The organism is Psychrobacter sp. CAM01, from assembly GCF_032842965.1.
Classification (GTDB): Bacteria; Pseudomonadota; Gammaproteobacteria; order Pseudomonadales; family Moraxellaceae; genus Psychrobacter; species Psychrobacter celer.
Genome location: NZ_JAWJBL010000001.1, coordinates 182723 through 202254, shown reverse-complemented (window position 1 = coordinate 202254; position 19532 = coordinate 182723). Strand labels below are relative to the sequence as shown.

Annotated in this window: 14 protein-coding genes and 2 tRNA genes; 3 read left to right on the top strand and 13 right to left on the bottom strand. The window is 48.7% G+C overall.

The window, feature by feature from the left end; all coding sequences use genetic code 11:
- Positions 1-220 precede the first annotated feature (220 nt).
- On the top strand, positions 221-1015 hold the full coding sequence (locus R0I52_RS00925) for an MBL fold metallo-hydrolase (protein ID WP_317052763.1): 795 nt from the start codon (positions 221-223) through the stop codon (positions 1013-1015).
- A 63-nt stretch (positions 1016-1078) separates the two neighbouring features.
- Here the strand turns inward: R0I52_RS00925 and R0I52_RS00920 are convergent.
- From R0I52_RS00920 to leuS, 7 genes are all read right to left on the bottom strand, one after another.
- Positions 1079-1154, bottom strand: a tRNA-Lys gene (locus R0I52_RS00920).
- Positions 1155-1439: 285 nt separating this feature from the next.
- Positions 1440-1515: transfer RNA gene (locus R0I52_RS00915), tRNA-Lys, on the bottom strand.
- 379 nt (positions 1516-1894) lie between these two features.
- Positions 1895-3844: a MacB family efflux pump subunit gene (locus R0I52_RS00910; RefSeq protein ID WP_317052773.1), complete on the bottom strand. Its 1950-nt coding sequence runs from the start codon at positions 3842-3844 to the stop codon at positions 1895-1897.
- Between the two features lie 191 nt (positions 3845-4035).
- Positions 4036-5394, bottom strand: coding sequence for an efflux RND transporter periplasmic adaptor subunit (locus R0I52_RS00905; protein ID WP_317052762.1), 1359 nt, complete (start codon positions 5392-5394; stop codon positions 4036-4038).
- Between the two features lie 208 nt (positions 5395-5602).
- The gene (locus tag R0I52_RS00900) at positions 5603-6694 is read right to left on the bottom strand and encodes a DNA polymerase III subunit delta (protein WP_317052761.1); all 1092 of its coding nucleotides are present in this window, start codon (positions 6692-6694) and stop codon (positions 5603-5605) included.
- Positions 6695-6785: 91 nt separating this feature from the next.
- Entirely contained in the window at positions 6786-7472 is a 687-nt protein-coding gene (locus R0I52_RS00895; protein WP_317052760.1) for a hypothetical protein, read from the bottom strand.
- A gap of 169 nt (positions 7473-7641) precedes the next feature.
- Positions 7642-10374: a leucine--tRNA ligase gene (leuS, locus tag R0I52_RS00890; protein ID WP_317052759.1), complete on the bottom strand. Its 2733-nt coding sequence runs from the start codon at positions 10372-10374 to the stop codon at positions 7642-7644.
- Positions 10375-10613: 239 nt separating this feature from the next.
- Here leuS and R0I52_RS00885 point away from each other — a divergent pair, with 239 nt between their 5' ends.
- Together R0I52_RS00885 and R0I52_RS00880 are read left to right on the top strand one after the other, a co-directional pair.
- Positions 10614-10994 carry an arsenate reductase gene (locus tag R0I52_RS00885; protein WP_317052758.1) on the top strand — a complete coding sequence of 127 codons (381 nt, stop codon included), beginning with the start codon at positions 10614-10616 and terminating at the stop codon, positions 10992-10994.
- A 154-nt stretch (positions 10995-11148) separates the two neighbouring features.
- Positions 11149-11508 (top strand): hypothetical protein, encoded by a 360-nt coding sequence (locus R0I52_RS00880; RefSeq protein ID WP_198335856.1) that lies wholly within the window; start codon positions 11149-11151, stop codon positions 11506-11508.
- A 64-nt stretch (positions 11509-11572) separates the two neighbouring features.
- Here the strand turns inward: R0I52_RS00880 and R0I52_RS00875 are convergent, their stop codons facing one another.
- The 6 genes from R0I52_RS00875 to R0I52_RS00850 all read right to left on the bottom strand — a co-directional run bounded on the left by R0I52_RS00875 (position 11573) and on the right by R0I52_RS00850 (position 18973).
- Entirely contained in the window at positions 11573-11803 is a 231-nt protein-coding gene (locus R0I52_RS00875) for a hypothetical protein (RefSeq protein ID WP_317052757.1), read from the bottom strand.
- Positions 11804-11821: 18 nt separating this feature from the next.
- The gene (argB, locus tag R0I52_RS00870; protein WP_075101447.1) at positions 11822-12733 is read right to left on the bottom strand and encodes an acetylglutamate kinase; all 912 of its coding nucleotides are present in this window, start codon (positions 12731-12733) and stop codon (positions 11822-11824) included.
- Positions 12734-12796: 63 nt separating this feature from the next.
- The gene (locus R0I52_RS00865) at positions 12797-14677 is read right to left on the bottom strand and encodes a phosphomannomutase (protein WP_317052756.1); all 1881 of its coding nucleotides are present in this window, start codon (positions 14675-14677) and stop codon (positions 12797-12799) included.
- Between the two features lie 102 nt (positions 14678-14779).
- Complete coding sequence (gene dut, locus R0I52_RS00860; protein ID WP_317052755.1) at positions 14780-15244, bottom strand: dUTP diphosphatase; 465 nt, start codon at positions 15242-15244, stop codon at positions 14780-14782.
- Between the two features lie 128 nt (positions 15245-15372).
- The gene (gene mgtE, locus R0I52_RS00855; RefSeq protein WP_317052754.1) at positions 15373-16776 is read right to left on the bottom strand and encodes a magnesium transporter; all 1404 of its coding nucleotides are present in this window, start codon (positions 16774-16776) and stop codon (positions 15373-15375) included.
- A 163-nt stretch (positions 16777-16939) separates the two neighbouring features.
- Entirely contained in the window at positions 16940-18973 is a 2034-nt protein-coding gene (locus R0I52_RS00850) for a UvrD-helicase domain-containing protein (RefSeq protein ID WP_075101451.1), read from the bottom strand.
- Positions 18974-19532 lie beyond the last annotated feature (559 nt).

Genomic DNA, 19532 nt, shown 5'->3' with positions numbered 1-19532 from the left:
TCAAACGCTTTATCTTAAACTCAGCCTAAGTGCTGAGTTTTTGCTTTTTTAGGGCTGGGTGCATCAGTGTATGATTTAAAGCTAATATAAGGTGAACTATTTATAGTCACAAGCGTTCACTCAAAGGCATTTTTTTAGTCATAATGAACGCTATACTAAATAGCAAATGGATTTAATAAATGCTCATGGCATTGAATCATGGGTCAGGGAATAAATAATAATGAGCTTATGTGACATTGTACGTTTAGAAGGCTATATTCAAAGTACCTATCTTGCGGTATATCCAGACAAGATTATGCTGTTAGATGGTGGCTGTCGTCCTGATGTGGCGTTGGTGCTTGATTATATAAAAACGACGCTACAACGCCCGCTAACGGATCTAAAGGTGGTGATGGTCACACATATGCACCCTGATCATGCTGGCGGTGCTCTGCAGTTTAAAAAACAGACAGGCTGCCTGATCGTATCAGCAGACAAAAAAACTCAGTGGTATGGCGGTATCGGCGGGCGAGCCATGCATCTCATCGATATGAATTTGGCGCATTATGTGGCGAGACGGCAAGGACGCTCGGCCAAAAATCTTTATTACCCGGCACATCTGAATCCTGATGTGATGGTAAAAGATGGCGACCGCGTGCCTGAGTTTGATGAGTGGCAAGTTCTTGAAACGCCAGGACATACAGATCGTGACTTATCGTTATTTCATCTGCCAAGTCGGCAAGTATATACGGCAGACTTGATCATCAAGCTGCGTCACAAGTTTGTCGCGCCATTTCCTATTTATGATCCAAAACTCTATATCCAGTCGCTACAAAAAATCAAAGCGTTAAAGCCCTCGGTGGTGATGATGGCGCATGGCCGCGAGCTGGCGATAGACGACGCCACTTTTGATATGCTCATCACGCAGGCACCCAAGCATCCGCGTACCATCAAAGACACCATCAAACATAAGCTGCTATGGCGCAAAAACTTTGACTTTACTGTCTTTCCGCGTCGCCGTAAATCTAAGCGATAGTGGTAACAGGCACGCAAAAAAAAGCCCCGTCACTATTAAGTTAGTGATGGGGCTTTTCAAATATGGTGGGCCGACCGCGACTCGAACGCGGGACCAATTGATTAAAAGTCAACTGCTCTACCAACTGAGCTATCGGCCCTGAGCGAGGATAAAATGAAGTGCTACTTCATCCGAGTGCAAGAGAATTTACATTTTCGTAAATTCTAAGAAACTCGATATCAACACTAGGTTTGCATGTTACTGCAAGAGAAAATCCTTTAAATAGGGTTTTCTAATATTTATGCATATAATCAATATATCTGATGCTATGCAAGAATAATTTTCTTAAAAGAAAACTATATAAATCTAAACATCTTAATGATGCTTTTTACTCATTTATCACTACCGGATAGGGCAGAACGATAAACAAGCATCAAGCTAAATATGGTGGGCCGACCGCGACTCGAACGCGGGACCAATTGATTAAAAGTCAACTGCTCTACCAACTGAGCTATCGGCCCTGAGCGAGGATAAAATGAAGTACTACTTCATCCGAGCGCAAGAGAATTTACATTTTCGTAAATTCTAAGAAACTCGATATCAACACTAGGTTTGCATGTTACTGCAAGAGAAAATCCTTTAAATAGAATTTTCTATCAAGCTTATTATCTGAGTATATCGTATTATCAATATTAGCAGAGACATTAAGCTTGGTTTCTCGTTTAGAAAGTTTGTATCCCTAAACGTGAGAGCACATTATATATATTATTATGACAATTACAACCCCACATGATAAAAAAAGTGCAAATCTAGCAGGATTTTTTAGTTTTTTTGCCATTTTTATCATTTTTGCTCTTTTTGACCGTGTGTGTTTGGTCAATGCGTCATTCTGTGTCGCGATTAGTCTCGAGACAGTGCGTCAACAGGATCGAGTTTGGCGGCATTACGGGCTGGTAAAAAGCCAAATACAATTCCAATGAGCGTCGAGCAAATAAAAGCTGCGATAATAGAGGTCGGTGAGTAGATGACTTTAAAGCTATCGCCGCCGATGCGGTTGATCAGCTCACCGATGGCAAATGCCAAACCAATACCCAGTAGTCCTCCTAAAATACAAACCAAAACAGCCTCTATCAAAAACTGCTGCATGATATCGCTTTGCCGTGCCCCAACCGCCATACGCACCCCAATCTCGTTGGTACGTTCGGTCACAGACACCAGCATGATATTCATCACCCCGATACCGCCGACGATCAGTGAAATAACCGCCACTGAAGAGATGAGCAGCGTCATCGTCCCTGTCGTGGCCTCGATGGTCTGGCGAATAGAGTCAGAGTTGATAATCTGAAAGTCCGCCTGACCGTGACGGCCCTCTATTAGCTCGTAAATAGCAGACTCGGCGACACTAGATGAGACGCTGTCATCGAGTAATGCCACAAAACGATCGATATAAGCGCCGCCCGTGATACGGGACATGACGGTGGTATAGGGCATATATATGGTGGGTGTGGTGATGTCAGGGCCAAAGCCGCCATCGTTTTCTGCTAGTACACCAATTACCCGCCCTGGTACGCTACCGATTAGTAGGACCTCACCGATAGGGTTGTCGATGTCGGCAAAAAAAGTCTGCTTGGCGTTGTCGTCGATGATGATGTCCTGACTGCGCATACTGATACTTTTTGCATCAAAACCTTGACCTTGTGCCAGTGTTTCGCCTGTGACTTGCAGGTAGTCTTCGCCGATCCCGTTGACCGTTGCGTCTTCTTGTACACTGCGATAACGAACGCTAGAGGTGCTATTTACTTGCGGACTGACGCTAATGACGTAAGGCTGATTGCCCACAGCTTGCGCATCTTCAGGGGTCAGGTTGTCGTCATTATACCGGCGGCGCGGATCGCCTCTGGGGTAGCCGTCATTGACAGTAATGGTGTTGGTGCCCAATGAGCTGATGTTGGCAAGTATCTGCTGCTGCGAGCCTTGACCGAGGCCGACGATAGAGACCACCGCCGCGATGCCGATGATGATGCCCAGCATGGTGAGTAGGGTACGCATTTTGTGCGCGCGCATGGCGAGCAAGGACATCTTAAAAGCTTCAAGCAAGCGATCAAGAAAGCTTGCCAAGGCGCTTTTGCGGTGGTTACCCAGAATAGGGGCTGGCTGCTGGGTGGTTGGCTGATAATGCTCGGTTTTATAATCTGCAATGATATGGCCGTCTTTTAGTTCAATGACACGTTCGGCTTGCTCGGCAAGATGCGGATCGTGGGTGACCATGATGATGGTATGACCCTGAGCATTGAGGTCATGCAAAATCTCCATCACATCATTGCCGGACTTGCTATCGAGCGCGCCTGTCGGCTCATCGGCCAAAATTACATCACCACCGTTCATCAAGGCTCGAGCGACAGAGACGCGCTGCTGCTGACCGCCTGAGAGCTGATTAGGACGGTTGTCGACTTTATTGCCTAGTCCGAGATCAGTGAGCAGCGCCTCTGCCCGCGTCATACGTGCACTCGTATCCATGCCTGCATAGACGGCAGGGACAGCGACATTATCACGGGCGCTGATGTCGCCTAGCAAATGATAGCGCTGAAAGATAAAGCCGAAGTGCTCACGGCGCAGCTCGGCCAGCTCGTCAGCATCAAGCTGGTTGGCTGATTGTCCATAAATCTTGTACTCTCCCGCTGTTGCTTGGTCCAAGCAGCCCAAGATATTCATCAACGTCGACTTGCCAGAGCCAGACTGACCGATAATCGCGACCATCTCGCCTTGATAAATCGTCAAATCAATATCGTGCAACACGCGAATGGTCTGCTCACCTGCCGCAAACTCCCGAATGATCCCCGACAGCTGCATGATGGGTGTGGTAGGAGGAGCGGCTGCTCGGCTTTTTTTATCAGCTATCAGCGAGCGCTCGCGCGGCTGTAGAGAGGGTTGAGGTGTCATCATAGCAGTGTCTCAATAAGGTCATGAGCTGTGTCATAAAAGCGCTTGTGTGCGTCAGTGCTTGTATGGCCGAGTGAGTTTAAGGCAGATTCAGTCAACATCTACATTCTTGGCGGGCCACCTGCGCGGCGACCACTGCGCAAGCCTTCTGCGTTTTCTGTACTGATGATGACTTCTTCGCCTGCTGTTAGACCACTGAGTATTTGCGCGTTGACGCGGTTGTCGATACCGACTGTGACGGCGCGTTTCTCTACGCTGCCGTCGTCTTTTAACACACGGACAAATTTACTGGTATGCTTGGATGTATTGCTACTCGCTTGGCGGTTGGTTGTATCCGTGGTCTTGCCATCAGCAGGTCCATCATGGATGGCAGCAGAGGGCACCAGCAGTGTGTTTTTTGCTTGATCGATGACGATATAGATCTGCGCGGTCATGTCGATGCGAAATAAACGCTCAGGATTGGGAACTTCAACGTAGCCGACGTAGTAAATGGCGGCGTCGGTGGAGCTAGTCTCGCTGATTTTTTCTGGTGCAGGCTCTATGGCGGTCAAGGTAGCATCGTACTTTTGGTCTGGATTGCCAATGATGTTGAAATAGGCGGGCATGCCAGCTTTAACATTGATGACATCGGCTTCAGAGATTTGCGCGTTGATACGTACGGTCGAGAGGTCGGCAAGGGTGACCAGCGTCGGGGCGGTTTGATTGGCATTGACCGTGGTGCCTTGCTCGGTGGTGATCGAGACGACAGTGCCAGAGATAGGTGCGCGGATAGTGGTATAGCTCAAATCCTCGCGAGCAGTATTGACGTTGGTTTGGGATTTTCTAAGCTCGGCTTGTTGGCTACTGATATCGGCATTGGCAGTCACGATAGCGGCCTTGGCAGTGTCAATTGCCGCGCGTGCATTGTCCACTGCCGCTTTAGCCGTTTGAACCGCTGTGGCTTGGGTGTCGTATTCTTGCTGACTGATGGCGTCAATTTCTACTAAGGATTTTAAGCGGGCAAAGTCAGATTGTGCCTGTTTAAGCTCAGATTGACGACTGGCCAAATCGGCATAAGCGCTTTTTAAGTTGGCACGTTTACTTAATACATCTGCCTGAGCGCTTTGTAATGCTGCTGCGCTTTGCTCTAGTGTGGCTTGTTGATTGTCTAAGGCATTTCGTTGCGTGACTTGGTCAATTTGAGCAATCAAATCACCTTGCTGGACTTGGTCGCCAATATCGACATACAGCTTTTTGACTTCACCAGAAACCTGCGCGCCAACCTCAACCGTATTTAGCGCTTTGACCTTGCCTGATGCCATGACATTGTTTTCGATATCACCGACCTTTACCTTCGCCGTTAAATAGTTAGGCGCTGTTTCTTTTGGCATAAAAAAACGATAGGCCAGCGCGCCGAATACGACGATGACCAAAGCGGCCACTGCCCATTTGATCGCGGGTTTTTTGCTTATTTTGCCCATGACAACTATCCAATCACAATAAAATCAAGAGTAGCTATAGTAGAGGCTTGCTACGCAGAAAGGAATGATAATTATTTTAAGAAAGGTTAAGGAGGGTCGAGAAAACCAAATCTGCCACTCGACTGTGGCGGATTTGGCCGTCGTTTATGCAAGTAAGTCGTTTATGGAAGCAAATTAGGGGTGGCGGCCAAACGAAAGGAGAGGTGTGTTAATTGCTAAATAAGCGTTTGCCGGACAGCTCAAGCGCTGCTTGTAATAATAACTCCCACGCAGGCTGATGGACAAGTCCTTTGATGGCTTGGTCGCAGCGATAAAGCAGCGCCGGCCATTGCGCGGTCTGCGCCTTTGACTGGCGACGACACGTCTGCTGATATAAGCCTTGTTTGCTGCGCCAAATGCCGAGCGCCTGTGGGTCTTGTCCATCTAGCAGCTGCATAATCTGGCGCATGTCTTTACTGATTGCCCACAGTACCAACGTCGTCGGCTCATCGGTGGCCTTGAGCTGCGTGATGATTTTGACTACCTGCGCGCTGTTGCCAGCCAGCATGGCATCGGATAAATCAAAGACACTAAACTGAGCATCACTGACCAGCGCGGCTTGTAGATCATCAATATCTAATGCGACGTTTTCGGTAGGAGCTTTGCCGTCAGTTGAGCTGATAGAGTGACGGGCTGATTGTTGATGAGTAGTCGCCGCAGGTGTGAGCTGCGGCGCAAACAGATAAGAGAGCCGCCATAAGGTTTGATAGGCGCTTAGCAGATGGTGCTCGGTATGCGACATCAGCAGCTGCCACGCTTCTTGTGACAGCGTGAGGCCAAACTGCTGGGCCTGTATCTGTAATAACTGCTGACGCTGCTGCTCATTGTACAAGTTGCAATCAATCACATGACCGTACTGAGCAAACGGCGCAAACCATTTGCTGCTCTGGCTGCGCTTGTCTTGCTTAGGCGTGAGCCATAGCAGGCTGTGACTGTGCGTGCCTGCTTGTGCCTCGATAGCAAAACGTTCGAGCGCGGCAATGACGGCTTTATCAGGTTTGTGATTGCCTGTCACAATCAGCGCACTGGCATCGTCAAACAACGACTGACTGCCAAGCTCGGATAGCACTTCTTGCCAGCTTTTGACTGACACCAGCTCGATGCGTTTGATGGCATAGTTTTGCGCGCGCCAGTGCGGACGCATGGCATCGATAAGCCATTGACTGAGTAACGGCTCATCACCGTGTGCCAGCCACAAGCCAGCTACTGCCGCCGCGGGTTGTAGTAGTTTTGGATAGGCTTGGATAAAAGTATCTTGCATAGGCTGAGGATACACAGGTTAAAAAAAAGAAGAAAAGAGCGGCGTTACATTATCATGAAAAATGACGAAGCATTCCTACAGACTTATAGAATTACTGGGCGTTTGGCACCATCACGGTGGGCGCAGTGGCGCTGTTTATCATGGGTACTGCCTGCTTACCAGCAGGTGGCACTTTGGGTAAGGAGATAGCGACGTATTGATCCGTGATACGGCGTGCCAAGCGCTCATAGAGCCAGTCACGAATCTGATCGCCTTGCTGATCGTCAGTGCTGACCGAGGCTTCGTTGTACTGATAGCTGCGATCGACTTGGATGGCGTTTTTGAGTATCACAGGTTTGCCATTTTCAAAAGTTTGATAGCTGACATCGGCTGAGAGCACCAAACGAATTTCTGTCAAAACCCCAACCAGCTCATAACGCTTAAATTGCACATTGCTGATATCGATGACGGCGATGGGCTCTGCATGTGCTTGTCGATTGTTACGTGCCACCTCATCTAAGGTCGTATTGCTCATGACTTCCGCGCCTAGGGTTTTTAGGCGCTGAGTCAATGGCAGCTTTAACGGAAACGACGTGCGATCATCCTCGATAATGACCGCTGTTTTGGCCACATCGAGCAGCATCGGCGTTTCATAACCGCGCAGCTGAAAGCCGCAGCCACTCAGTGCAGTGGTGGCACCGAGTACGGTCATCATCGGCAAGGCGGCCAGTAATGCTGTTGCAAGTTTTCGTCCGCTGGTCGATGATTGTGACGGTACCGCTCGGTGCTTATACGACATAATCGCTATCCTTTAATGATAAAAAGCTTGGGAAGTGTCCTCAAATCCTTGTCTTTGGCCTAGTGAGGCAGTAAAGGCCGCTATCGATGGAGGTAAGGACACGCCCTAACGTAATAAAGACGCATCGCCTAGTAGTGCTAGCGGGTAGCGCCTAGCTAAAGACGATGTACTAGCCTGCGACCACGATATTGACCAGCTTATTGGGTACGACGATCTCTTTTTTGATGTCCCCTGTCAAAAACTTGGCCACACCCTCAAGTGCGCGTGCTTGCGCTTTTAGCTGCTCAGGGTCGCTGTTGGGGGCGACATCCATTTTGCCGCGCATCTTACCATTGACCTGCACCACCATGGTGATGGTGTCTTGTACCAGTGCGCGCTCGTCGACAGCAGGGTAGCTTAAGTTGAGCGTATCGACACCCAGCTGCTCAAGCAAGTGCTCGCCGACGTGCGGTGCGTAGGCAGATAGCATAATCAACAAATCAATCAATGCTTCGTGCTGTACTTGCAGGTCTTGTTCACTGCTGGCTTTAAAACCAGTCAGCTCATTGGCAAGCTCCATAAGGCTTGAGACTGGCGTGTTTAGCGCCAAGCGCTCGCCTAGGTCACTGTCAATCTTGGCGATGGTTTCGTGAGTCTTACGGCGTAAGTTTTTCGCCTCTTTGCTAAGATGCTCTGTGTTTAATGCTTCGTTACTGAGCGTGGCTTTATTTAATGCATCAGGGCTTAGGTTTGCAGCCGCTAGGGCTTGCATATGGTCGGTTGCGATGCGCCATACTTTTTTAACGAAGTTATAAGGGCCTTTTAGCGCGTCATCTGACCACTCAAGCGTCTGGTCGGCAGGGGCGGTAAATAGCGTGTACAAACGTACGGTATCCGCGCCATATTTATCAATGGTGATTTGTGGATCGACACCGTTATTTTTTGATTTGGACATTTTTTCTATTTTGCCGATGGTGACAGGCTGTCCATCAGATTTTAGTGTCGCTTTAACTGGCTGACCGCGCTCGTTGTAGTCGATATCGACATCTTCGGTGAAGTAGTAAGTGGTGCTACCGTCAGCGTTGCGGCGGTAAAAAGTGCCCGCGAGCACCATGCCTTGCGTCATCAAGTTGGCAAATGGCTCATTGCCTGATACCAGGTTTTCGTCGCGCATGAGCTTATGGAAGAAACGCGCATAAAGTAGATGCATGACCGCGTGCTCGACACCGCCGATGTATTGATCGACAGGCAGCCATTTATTGGCGGCAGCTTTATTGACCATATTTTGTGTGTCGTTTGGACTGGCAAAGCGTGCGTAGTACCAGCTCGACTCAACGAAGGTGTCAAAGGTATCGGTCTCGCGCTCAGCTGGGTTGCCGCACTTTGGACAAGTGGTGTTGACAAACTCTGGCATGCTTTTGAGCGGGTTGCCGCGGCCATCAGGGACGACATCCGTTGGCAGTACGACAGGTAGGTCTTGCTCTTCGACAGGCACCGTGCCGCAGTGCTCACAGTTGATCATTGGGATAGGGCAGCCCCAATAGCGCTGACGCGAGACGCCCCAGTCACGCAGACGATACTGGATTTTTTTCTTCGCAAGCTGTTGTGGCTCAAGTTTGGCAAGCATTGCCTCAAACGCTTGATCAAAATCCAAGCCGTCAAATTCGCCTGAGTTCACCAAGGTATTACGCTCAGTATAAGCAAGGTTTGGTTCAGAGCCGTCCGCTTGAGCCGCAGCAAGGACGGATGCTTCAAAGTCTGCAGGCGACTGGATGACTTGCTTGATAGGTAGGCTGTATTTGGTCGCAAACTCATAATCGCGCTCATCGTGCGCTGGTACTGCCATCACTGCGCCTGAGCCGTAGCTCATCAAGACATAGTTGGCAACCCACACAGGGACTTCTTCACCAGTGAGAGGATGGGTCACGGTCAGGCCTGTATCCATGCCGATTTTTTCGGCTTTGGCCAGATCCGCTTCGGCAACCGAGCCTTTTTTGCACAGCGCACAGAACTGAGCGATGGCGTCATCATGCTCAGAGGCGTACTGCGCTAACGGATGCTCAGCGGCAACGGCGACATAAGTGACGCCCATCAAGGTATCAGGGCGAGTGGTAAACACTTCTAAGGTGTTGCGTTCGCCGGCAAGCTCATAAGGGAAGTGTACTTCCATACCCGCGCTACGGCCGATCCAGTTGCGCTGCATGGTCAGAACTTCAGATGGCCAATGACCCTCTAGCTGGTCTAAATCATCGAGCAGCTCATCGGCATAATCGGTGATATTAAAGTAATACATCGGGATGTCGCGCTTCTCAACGGGCGCGCCACTACGCCAGCCTTTGCCATCGATGACTTGCTCGTTGGCAAGGACGGTGTTGTCGACCGGATCCCAGTTGACGGTAGAGAGTTTTTTGTAGACCAAGCCTTTTTTGTAGAGCTGCAAAAACAACCACTGCTCCCACTGATAATACTCAGGGCTACAAGTGGCAAACTCACGTGACCAGTCGATAGATAAACCGAGCAGTTTTAGCTGGGCGCGCATGTTGTCGATGTTGGCAAATGTCCAAGCAGCAGGCGGTGTTTGGTTGGCGATGGCGGCGTTTTCCGCTGGCAGGCCAAAGCCATCCCAGCCCATTGGCTGCATGACATCAAAGCCTTTGAGGCGATAATAACGGCTGAGTACATCAGAGATGGTATAGTTACGCACGTGTCCCATGTGCAGCTTGCCACTTGGGTACGGAAACATCGACAGCATATAGCGACTTGGCTTGTCGCTTGGCTCATTGCTCACTTCATAGCGTTTGTCCGTTGCCCACTTGGCTTGTTGTGCCGCTTCGATCAGCTGCGGTTGGTATTGGGTATGGTCTATAGAAGTATTGTTGGTCTGATTGGTATTAGCAGTTTCTGCTGTCACGGCGTTGCTCATAGTCGGCTCGAAATTGATGATTACAGATAAATTGGGTAAAACAAAATAATGCCATAGCATAGCGTAATTTGGCAAAAATTGCGATGGTATGATAACGCGTTTGCGCGCTGTCACGACGACAGGTTGGCAAGTTGGGGGAAAGGCATCATAGTAGCGACAGGAGGTTTTTGTTTAATAAACCAAAAATTAACCGGCTTCGGTATAATACAGCGACTAATGATTATGGATTGGGAGTTTTTATGAGCATCACTGTTTATGGTATCAAATCTTGTAGTACCATGAAAAAAGCGTTTACCAAGCTTGAGGAGTTGGGTGTCAGCTATGAGTTTCATGATTATAAAAAGCAGGGTATTGATAAAGAGAGCGTAGAGCGTTGGGTAGATGCGCTAGGTATCGATAAAGTGCTAAACAAGCGTGGTACCACATGGCGAAAGCTGACGGATGAGCAAAAGCAAGCCGCTGCTGATAGTGTAGACAAAGCGATAGATTTGCTGGTAGAAAACACCAGCATGATTAAGCGTCCGATTGTGGAAGGTCAGATTGACGATAAAAATCAAGGTCAGCCAATATTGTTGTGCGGCTTTGATGAAGCTGAGTTTGAGGCGGTTTTTTATAAATAATTTTTATAAAAAAGCTGTCACTTTGACAAATAATAAACTATGCTCTCATAGGTAGAATTAAGTTTACTAATTCATAGGGTTTATTGAATATTCAGATGTGCTACCAGCACGATATCTGAATATTCAATAGACCCTAATGTTCGAGGATAGAATGATGAAAAAATTATTACTGATGGCTACGCTTGCAGCAACACCTATAATGGCCACAAGCGTACAGGCGGCAGACTCATCAACTAAAGTAACCTTTGCAAAAGACAGCTATTGCGGTAACTTTACAGGCAATATCAAAGATGGAAAAGTGTTTCGTTTATGGCTTGCAGCAGACCAGAATTTAGTAATTCGTAATGTCGGCGATGATCGCATCAATGTGGCTTACGTCTCAGGGCCAAGTGGTCGATTGGACGGTGACCGCTATGATAATGAAACGTCTTATATTACTGAGAGCAAAGGCAATCACTATATGAAGGTTTATGGCAATAGTTACCATAGTTCTGTTGAGTTCTGTGCTTATTAAATTCATCTTGTTTGAATGAATGTTGATGGGTCATAAAATTGATAGACAGTTAAAAAGCCCAAGCTTAGAGTCTAAGCTCGGGCTTTATAATACCTACGATAAACCAAATCGCACTGAAGCACCAAATAATGAGCACGTAAAGACGAATTTGCTCTGCTGTCCAATCAAGCGCAAACCACTCAATCATAAAGAACGACTTCCAGCCTTCTATCCAGCGCGCACCGCCGTAGCCAATAATCCACCAGCAATATAGGCTCTCTAAAACAAACAGTAGGCACCACAGCCACAGCGGCATGATCGACTCCTCAAGAAGTTAAAGCATGGCCGCATCAAGGTCACGACTGATTAAGGTACCGACGCCTTCGTTGGTAAAAATCTCCAGTAAGGTCGCATGAGGCACACGACCATCGACGATAACCGCACTTTTGACACCGCCACGTACCGCATCGAGCGCGCATCCTATTTTAGGAATCATACCACCTGAAATGGTGCCATCTGCGATCAGGCTATCGACAGTTTTTGGTGTCAGGCCCGTTACCACTTTACCATCACGGCCCAAGACGCCTTTGATGTTAGTTAAGAGCATGAGTTTTTCTGCTTGCAAAAACTCTGCCACTTTACCGGCCACCAAGTCGGCATTGATATTGTACGTATGCCCTTCGCTATCGACGCCAAGTGGGGCGATGACAGGGATGAAGTCGGAGGCAATAAGCATATTTATCACGTCTTTGTTGACGCTCACCACATCACCGACGAACCCTAAATCCACAGGTACAGCGACGCCATCGGTACCTATTTTGTCCATCATCAGTTTTTTTGCTTGGATTAAGTTGGCATCTTTACCAGTTAGGCCGATAGCGCGGCCGCCGTGTTTGTTGATGAGACTGACGATAGATTTGTTGACGCTGCCGCCTAGCACCATCTCGACGACATCCATGGTGCTTTTGTCAGTGACACGCATGCCATCGATGCGATCAGACTGCCGCCCCAGCTCTTTTAGCAGGTTGTCTACCTGCGGGCCGCCGCCATGAACGACGACAGGATGCATGCCAACGGTTTTGAGTAAGACGATATCACGGGCAAAGGAGCTCTCAAGCGCAGGGTCAGTCATGGCGTTGCCGCCGTATTTGACCACGATGATCTTATCGACAAAGCGCTGAATATAAGGCAGGGCAGTGGTCAATACTTCAGCGGTGATTTTGGCATCGTCTAGATTAAGCGTCATTACAAACTCCTACGGTAAAGGTACAGGGTAAAAAATATAAGCCAAAAAAGTGGGGGTGATAAGTTATTCAGCAGCAATCGCGATGATTTGCTCTGCCAGTCTTTGATCAAAGGGTCGGCACAAAGCGGCAAATCTGTTTTGTACTTCTTTTAAATCGTCAAGACTATCACCTGCAAAGCGCGCGGTCAGGTGATGACTGGTATTGGACTGCCGCAATACGCCAAAACCATGCGCAAAATCCAAGCGCACACCGTCGATACAGCTCAGCCTCGTGCCGATAGGCAATAACTGACGCGCCTGCGTTAAGGTGATAGCGGGCAGTTGCGCACAATCACAAGACGAGCGCTCATTAGCAACCGTGTGACTGCAGGCGGGATTGACCAAACAATGTTTTTGAGACTCTGCTGTATCTGACTGCTCGCGGGCTGCATCCATGAGCTGCTGTATGTACTGACAAAAAACCTGTAGCTGCGTCACGATAGAGCGCTCGCGCGTGAGGGCAGGCGGTATTGGCAGATAATGATCGGCGGTACTGACCATCGTAGGCAGGCTTTGGGTGATAGCTGCTAAGGAGGTTTGGGTAGCATCGTCCGGCTGAGCGGCCAATCCATGTAATAATCGTAAAGCCGCGTACATGGCATCATCATAAGCGATAAAATGCTTATCATTAAAAATAAAATGCCCTGATAGCTCGCCTGCAAAGACAATGCGGCTATCGGTATGCTGCATCTGCTGGCGCATCAGACTGCTCCCCGTCCGGCTTACGATAGGCTCAGCGCCCAGCTCGGCCAGCAATGCAGGCAGATGGTGAGAGCACTTAATATCAAACAGTACTTGAGGCACCGCAGTTGAGGCTGGATTAGGCGCGCTATCGCAGAGCGCGGATTTTGCCAGTAGATACAACAAATGATCCGGCATCACTGTCTTGCCATTTTCATCGACGACCATCAGCCTATCGCCATCGCCATCGAACGCCAGTCCGATATCGGCTTTGTGCGCAGTGACCGCTTGCTGCAACTGTTTGAGCCGACTTGGTTCAGTAGGGTCGGGGTTACCTAAAGGAAAATGGCCGTCTGCTGTATCATTAAGCATGATAACGCTCTGAAAAAAACGCTGAAATAAAGGCTGAGCGATGTGACTGGTCGCCCCGTGCATACAGTCGATCACTACCGTCAGCTCAAGCTTGGGCGCAGCATGGCGCCAGTCGCTGCATGGCTGCTGGGCTGTGCTGTGTTGTCCGTGAGGGTGCGATGCTTTATCACAGGCCTGCTCACCACTTATAGGGTATAGAGGGTATAGCTGGCTAAAAACATGATAAATGGCGTCGATATAGCCATGACTCACTTGCTCCGTTGGCAGATGCCCAGTCGAACCTATCGCTGCAGTCAGAGCAAGCTGCGTATCAGGAGGCGCTAGCTGCTGATAGAGCGCCTGAATCTCAGCACAGCTAGGGGACTGATGGTTTACCAGCCATTTTATACCTAAGATATCTTTGGCCGAGTGACTGGCGGTCACCATGATGCCATGTCCCTGATATTGCGCCGCCCAATATGCCATCATCGGCGTGGTCACCAAACCGAGCTGAATGACATGCAGGCCATGCTGTGCCAAGATAGTCGCTAAGGTATGTGCGATGTCATCACTGCTGCAGCGCACATCGTAGCCGATGACGACGATGCTTTGTTTGTTGGTATTGTTTATGGTATTAGGAAGGATATGCTGCTGATCAATGCTGTGCTGATCAGTGTTTGACTGACTGATATTTGACGGATCGACATTTGCCAAAACATCCATATCAGCGCTGGTGTCTCGGTATTCGGCAGTTTGATACAGATGGGCAAAAGCGTGCCCCAACGCTTGAATAAAATCGGTGGTAAAATGCTGACGCGGCCCGCGAATATCATAAGCACGAAATAAGGATTGCTGCGCAGCAAAAGATGGCATCGCTTACTCTCCTTATGGCGTGATAGTTAAAATAGTAGAGGTTTTCTAGGGGCTGTCTTCCATTCAAGCGACAGTCATTAAATAGTCAAAAAGCAAGTCGGTCTACTGGCGACCTGAATGACCAAAACCGCCCGCGCCGCGCGCACTGGTATCGCTAAACTCTGACACCACGGTAAACTCAGGACGAGCGACAGGGACGACGATATACTGCGCCATACGCTCTGCTGGGTTTAATACAAAATCCTCACCGCTGCGATTCCAGATACTGACCATCAGCTCGCCTTGGTAGTCGGCATCGATCAAACCCACCAAATTCCCCAAAACAATACCGTGCTTATGGCCCAGCCCTGAGCGCGGCAGAATCATCCCAGCATAGTTAGGGTCCTCGATATACACAGCCAGACCTGTACCGACAAGATGTGTTTCCCCGGCTTCGATGGTCAAAGGCGCATCGATACAGGCGCGCAAATCAATACCAGCACTGCCATCGGTTGCACGTGTCGGCAAAGAAAATGCTTTGTCTTCAACGATTTTCGGGTTTAACACTTTTACTTGTACAGCTTGCATAACACACTCACTCAACGATTGGATAGGTTGTAAATTAAATTCAAAAAAATGCCTGATTCAGGCGAAGCCGATTGGCTTTGTAAAAACAAAAAAGTCAATGACTACTACATGACTGTTTTGGTGCTCAATCACAGTATCAGCACACTTGCTAGGCCCAAAAACGACATAAAACCGACAATATCAGTGACGGTGGTCAAAATCACTGACGCTGATAGAGCAGGGTCGATATTCATGCGTTTTAGGAGTAAAGGAATGCTAATGCCTGAAACATTGGCTGCAGTCATATTGATGGCGATTGCCAAGCCAATGACCGCACTGATCTTGATATCATGAAACCACAATTGGGCGATAATCGCCATGATGATTGCCCATATCATACCGTTTATCGCGCCGACCCACAGCTCTTTATTCAGTAGCCATAAACGGTTGGAGCCACCAATTTGACCCATCGCTATACCACGAATGACGACTGTTAAGGTTTGCGAGCCAGCGATACCGCCCATACTGGCAACCACGGGCATTAAAATCGCCAGCGCTACCACTTTTGCCAACACCGCCTCAAACTGACCGATGACCGCCGCCGCCAATAGCGCGGTACACAGGTTGATACCGAGCCAGATACTACGGCTTTTGGCGCTGGTCAAGATAGGAGCAAACAGCTCCTCATCTTGGCTGACACCTGCGAGGTTTTTCATGGTGCTATCGACATCATCCTGGATAATCTCCATGATGTCCTCGCCATTCAACTGACCGACCAGCTCGCCATGGCTGTTGATGACAGGGGCAAAACGAATGTCTTCTGAGCGAAAAATCGCCGCCGCATCGGTGATATCGAGGCGATCATTGATGGTGACGGCAGGGTCGATAAGCGCTGAAACCAAAGTCGTTTGATCATGTTTGATCAAATCCACCAAGCTTAGCAGCCCAAGCAACTGCTGGCTTTGATCGACGACCAACAGCTCTTGGCTTTCGTCATCGAGCAGATCGTCATTGTCGCGCAGCCAGTCTTGTACCTCAGCCAGCGTAATGTCGTCTCTGACCTGAATGAGATCAGGGTCCATATAGCTACCGACTTCCCAATCGACATAGGTGTCGAGCTTATTGACCTGCACACGGATATCTTCGTCCAGCGTCGCCATCACCGAGGTGCGGACGCTGTCGGTCACCGTGTCCAAAATCTCTGAGATGTCTTGGGCATCTAGGTCTTGTGTAAAAAGCGATATCTCTTTGGAGGAGATGTTTTCCATCAACGGCTGGCGCGTATCGACTTCTAGCTCGGCCAGCACCTCACCTTTGATATTATCGGGTACTTGCTCCCAAATCAGCAGGCGGTTTTGTGCTGGAAAAGACTCAAGTAAGCTGGCAATTTCATATTCTGACTGCTTTTCTAAAAACGCGGTAATGTCCTCAAATGCCCTGTCAGCCACCAGACCTTGTAAATACAGCAGCTTGTACTCAGCGCTATACTCTGCAGGATTGTAATCTCCTTGCAGGGTCGATGGTCGTTCTTGTTCAGGCGGTGGCGTAGGCATAAAGGTTCCAATGTTTTTTACAAATGCTAGAACAGGTACTAGGGCGTGTTTTTAATTCACTCGGTAGTTGTCTCATCACTCAGCCATGTCGATGTTTTTTGTGCTGTGCCCTTATAATAACAAAGACGGAGACGAGCTGCGCTCGCTGAACGTTTAGTAACCGTTAACGATTGCCCAATAATGCCCGAATATTGGCCAAATATTCATCAGCGACTTTTTCAGGGTCTTTGCTGGCTTTTTTCTTTTTGGCTTTGGCAGGCCAGTCGATATGATCCTCTGGCAGCTCATCTAAAAACCGCGACTCGGAGGTGACGCGCATTTGTCCACCAGCGCGGCGCTGGGTTGCCAGCGTCAGCGTCAGCTCACGGCGCGCGCGGGTGATGCCCACGTACATCAAACGCCGCTCTTCTTCGATGGTCTCACTGATGATAGAGTTGCGATGCGGCAGCATTTCTTCTTCTAACCCCATGATATAGACAAAATCAAACTCCAAGCCTTTGGCCGCGTGCAGGGTCATCAGATTGACTTTATTGGTGTTTTCTTCTTCTTGCTGCTGCTCGAGCATATCGAGCAATACCAGCTTGCGAATGATGGTATCAATGGTGCGATCTTCATCGTCTTCTGCGCGGTTGATCAGCGACTGAATACTGGTGTAGAGCATGTCGATATTGTCAAGGCGGTTTTTTTCTTGCTGCGGCGTCTTGGCGTCGCTGCGGACAAAGTCGATATAGCCTGTCTCATCAATCATCTGGCGCACGATGGGCACAGGGTCAGGGTGCTGATCCAGCTCGCGGGTATAGTGCTCGATAAACTCGCCAAACTCCTTTATCGTACCATAGGCTTTGGATGGCAATACGTGCGAAAGGCCCGCATGGGTACAAGAGGCGAGTAGGGAGATGCTATGCTCTTGGGCAAATAAGCCTAACTTCTCAAGCGTCGCAGGGCCCATACCGCGTTTGGGCGTATTGATGATACGCAAAAACGCACTGTCATCTTCTGGGTTTAATATCAGGCGCAGGTAACCCATGATGTCTTTGATTTCACTGCGTGCAAAAAACGACTGACCGCCAGAAAGCTTATAGGGCACTTGCAATTGGCGCAACTGTGCCTCGAGCATACGTGCTTGGAAGTTACTGCGATAAAGCACCGCGTATTGCTCCCACTCATTGCCAAAGCGCAGCTTGTGTGTGACGATTTCTTTGGCGACGCGCTCGGCCTCGTCATCGTCATTACGGCAGTTGATGATGCGGATCTTTTCACCTTGACCTTTATCCGACCAGAGCTTTTTTTCAAATAAATGCTCGTTGTTAAGAATTACCGCGTTGGCTGAGGTCAAGATACGGGTAGTCGAGCGATAGTTTTGCTCGAGCATGACGATTTTTAGTTTGGGAAAATCTTCTTTGAGCAGTGCCATGTTTTCAGGTTTGGCACCGCGCCACGCATAGATCGACTGGTCGTCATCGCCGACCACGGTAAAGCGACCTTGCGGCCCGACCAAGTATTTGATCATCTCGTACTGGGCGGTGTTGGTATCTTGATACTCATCGACCAATAAGTAGCGAATGCGGTTTTGCCATTTGTCGCGCAGCTCCCTGTTTTCACGCAGTATCTTGGTCGGCAAGACGATCAAATCATCAAAGTCCACAGCGTTATACGCGCGCAGATTGCGCTCATATAAACCATATAGCGTGGCAAAAATCATGTCCTCTGGATCGTCCAACGTCTCCATCGCCTTATCCGGCTCAATCAAGTCGTTTTTCCAGTCTGAGATCATCTTGATGGCTTTGCCGACCAGCTCACGACTCTCAGCACCGCTTAGGTTGTCGCGCATCATCAGCTCCATCAACAGGCGCTTACTGTCGTCGCTGTCCATGATAGAAAAATTGCCCTTGAGCGGCGTATGCATCAGCTCATAACGCAAAAACTGTAGACCAAATTGGTGAAAGGTTGAGACTGTCAGACCACGCATCTTTTCGCTAGGGAGTAGCTTGCTGACACGCGCCTTCATCTCGCGCGCCGCCTTGTTGGTAAAGGTCACCGCGGTGATACGCTCCGCTGGCATGTTGCACTCTTCAATTAGATACGCAATCTTGCGGGTGATCACTGATGTCTTGCCAGAGCCGGCACCCGCCAGCACCAGTAGTGGGCCTGAGACGTAGAGCATGGCCTCGGATTGTTTGGGATTGAGTTGACTCATAACGTGACCTGTAAGACAAAAGCAAAAGATAAAATATCGTCGATTCTAAATAAAAGCGTCATGCGTTTATTGACCAGAAAGGCCGATAAAAATTTTCTGGCGTGCTATGCCGCTGCAGACAGAGGCTGCAAAAATTTCTATCAGCCTTGCTATAACATTTTATAGTGAACTGGCTATAGCGGTATAAACACTGTACCGACAGCCACTGGATAAAAATAAACCATCACTGTCATCTAAGAGGGACAAACAAGTATTGCCAATATATGCTAAGATTTTTCATCAGATATCGTGCTGTAGGTTTATCATTACCAAAGATGATTGAGACGCTGCCAAAGGTGTCTTTGTGCCAATGGCGAGACATCATTAAAATTCGGTGAGGTATTATAAAGCAAAAACAACGACTTTGGGGAGGAGATGGACGCGCAGAGATGCCAAGTAAAGCCAAGCGGTTTTGCTTAACAATGATATGATATCAATCATAAGTAAAAGTTATGGATTTGGGGTTAATATAAGGTAACGTCTATATCATAATTTATAATAAAAAAAACATATTTTTTTT

Excerpts from the sequence above, each read along its gene's own strand:
- R0I52_RS00925 (WP_317052763.1), top strand. The coding sequence starts at position 221 with ATGAGCTTATGTGACATTGTACGTTTAGAAGGCTATATTCAAAGTACC.
- R0I52_RS00910 (WP_317052773.1), bottom strand. The coding sequence starts at position 3,844 with ATGCAGCTGTCGGGGATCATTCGGGAGTTTGCGGCAGGTGAGCAGACC.
- R0I52_RS00905 (WP_317052762.1), bottom strand. The coding sequence starts at position 5,394 with ATGGGCAAAATAAGCAAAAAACCCGCGATCAAATGGGCAGTGGCCGCT.
- R0I52_RS00900 (WP_317052761.1), bottom strand. The coding sequence starts at position 6,694 with ATGCAAGATACTTTTATCCAAGCCTATCCAAAACTACTACAACCCGCG.
- R0I52_RS00895 (WP_317052760.1), bottom strand. The coding sequence starts at position 7,472 with ATGTCGTATAAGCACCGAGCGGTACCGTCACAATCATCGACCAGCGGA.
- leuS (WP_317052759.1), bottom strand. The coding sequence starts at position 10,374 with ATGAGCAACGCCGTGACAGCAGAAACTGCTAATACCAATCAGACCAAC.
- R0I52_RS00885 (WP_317052758.1), top strand. The coding sequence starts at position 10,614 with ATGAGCATCACTGTTTATGGTATCAAATCTTGTAGTACCATGAAAAAA.
- R0I52_RS00880 (WP_198335856.1), top strand. The coding sequence starts at position 11,149 with ATGAAAAAATTATTACTGATGGCTACGCTTGCAGCAACACCTATAATG.
- R0I52_RS00875 (WP_317052757.1), bottom strand. The coding sequence starts at position 11,803 with ATGCCGCTGTGGCTGTGGTGCCTACTGTTTGTTTTAGAGAGCCTATAT.
- argB (WP_075101447.1), bottom strand. The coding sequence starts at position 12,733 with ATGACGCTTAATCTAGACGATGCCAAAATCACCGCTGAAGTATTGACC.
- R0I52_RS00865 (WP_317052756.1), bottom strand. The coding sequence starts at position 14,677 with ATGCCATCTTTTGCTGCGCAGCAATCCTTATTTCGTGCTTATGATATT.
- dut (WP_317052755.1), bottom strand. The coding sequence starts at position 15,244 with ATGCAAGCTGTACAAGTAAAAGTGTTAAACCCGAAAATCGTTGAAGAC.
- mgtE (WP_317052754.1), bottom strand. The coding sequence starts at position 16,776 with ATGCCTACGCCACCGCCTGAACAAGAACGACCATCGACCCTGCAAGGA.
- R0I52_RS00850 (WP_075101451.1), bottom strand. The coding sequence starts at position 18,973 with ATGAGTCAACTCAATCCCAAACAATCCGAGGCCATGCTCTACGTCTCA.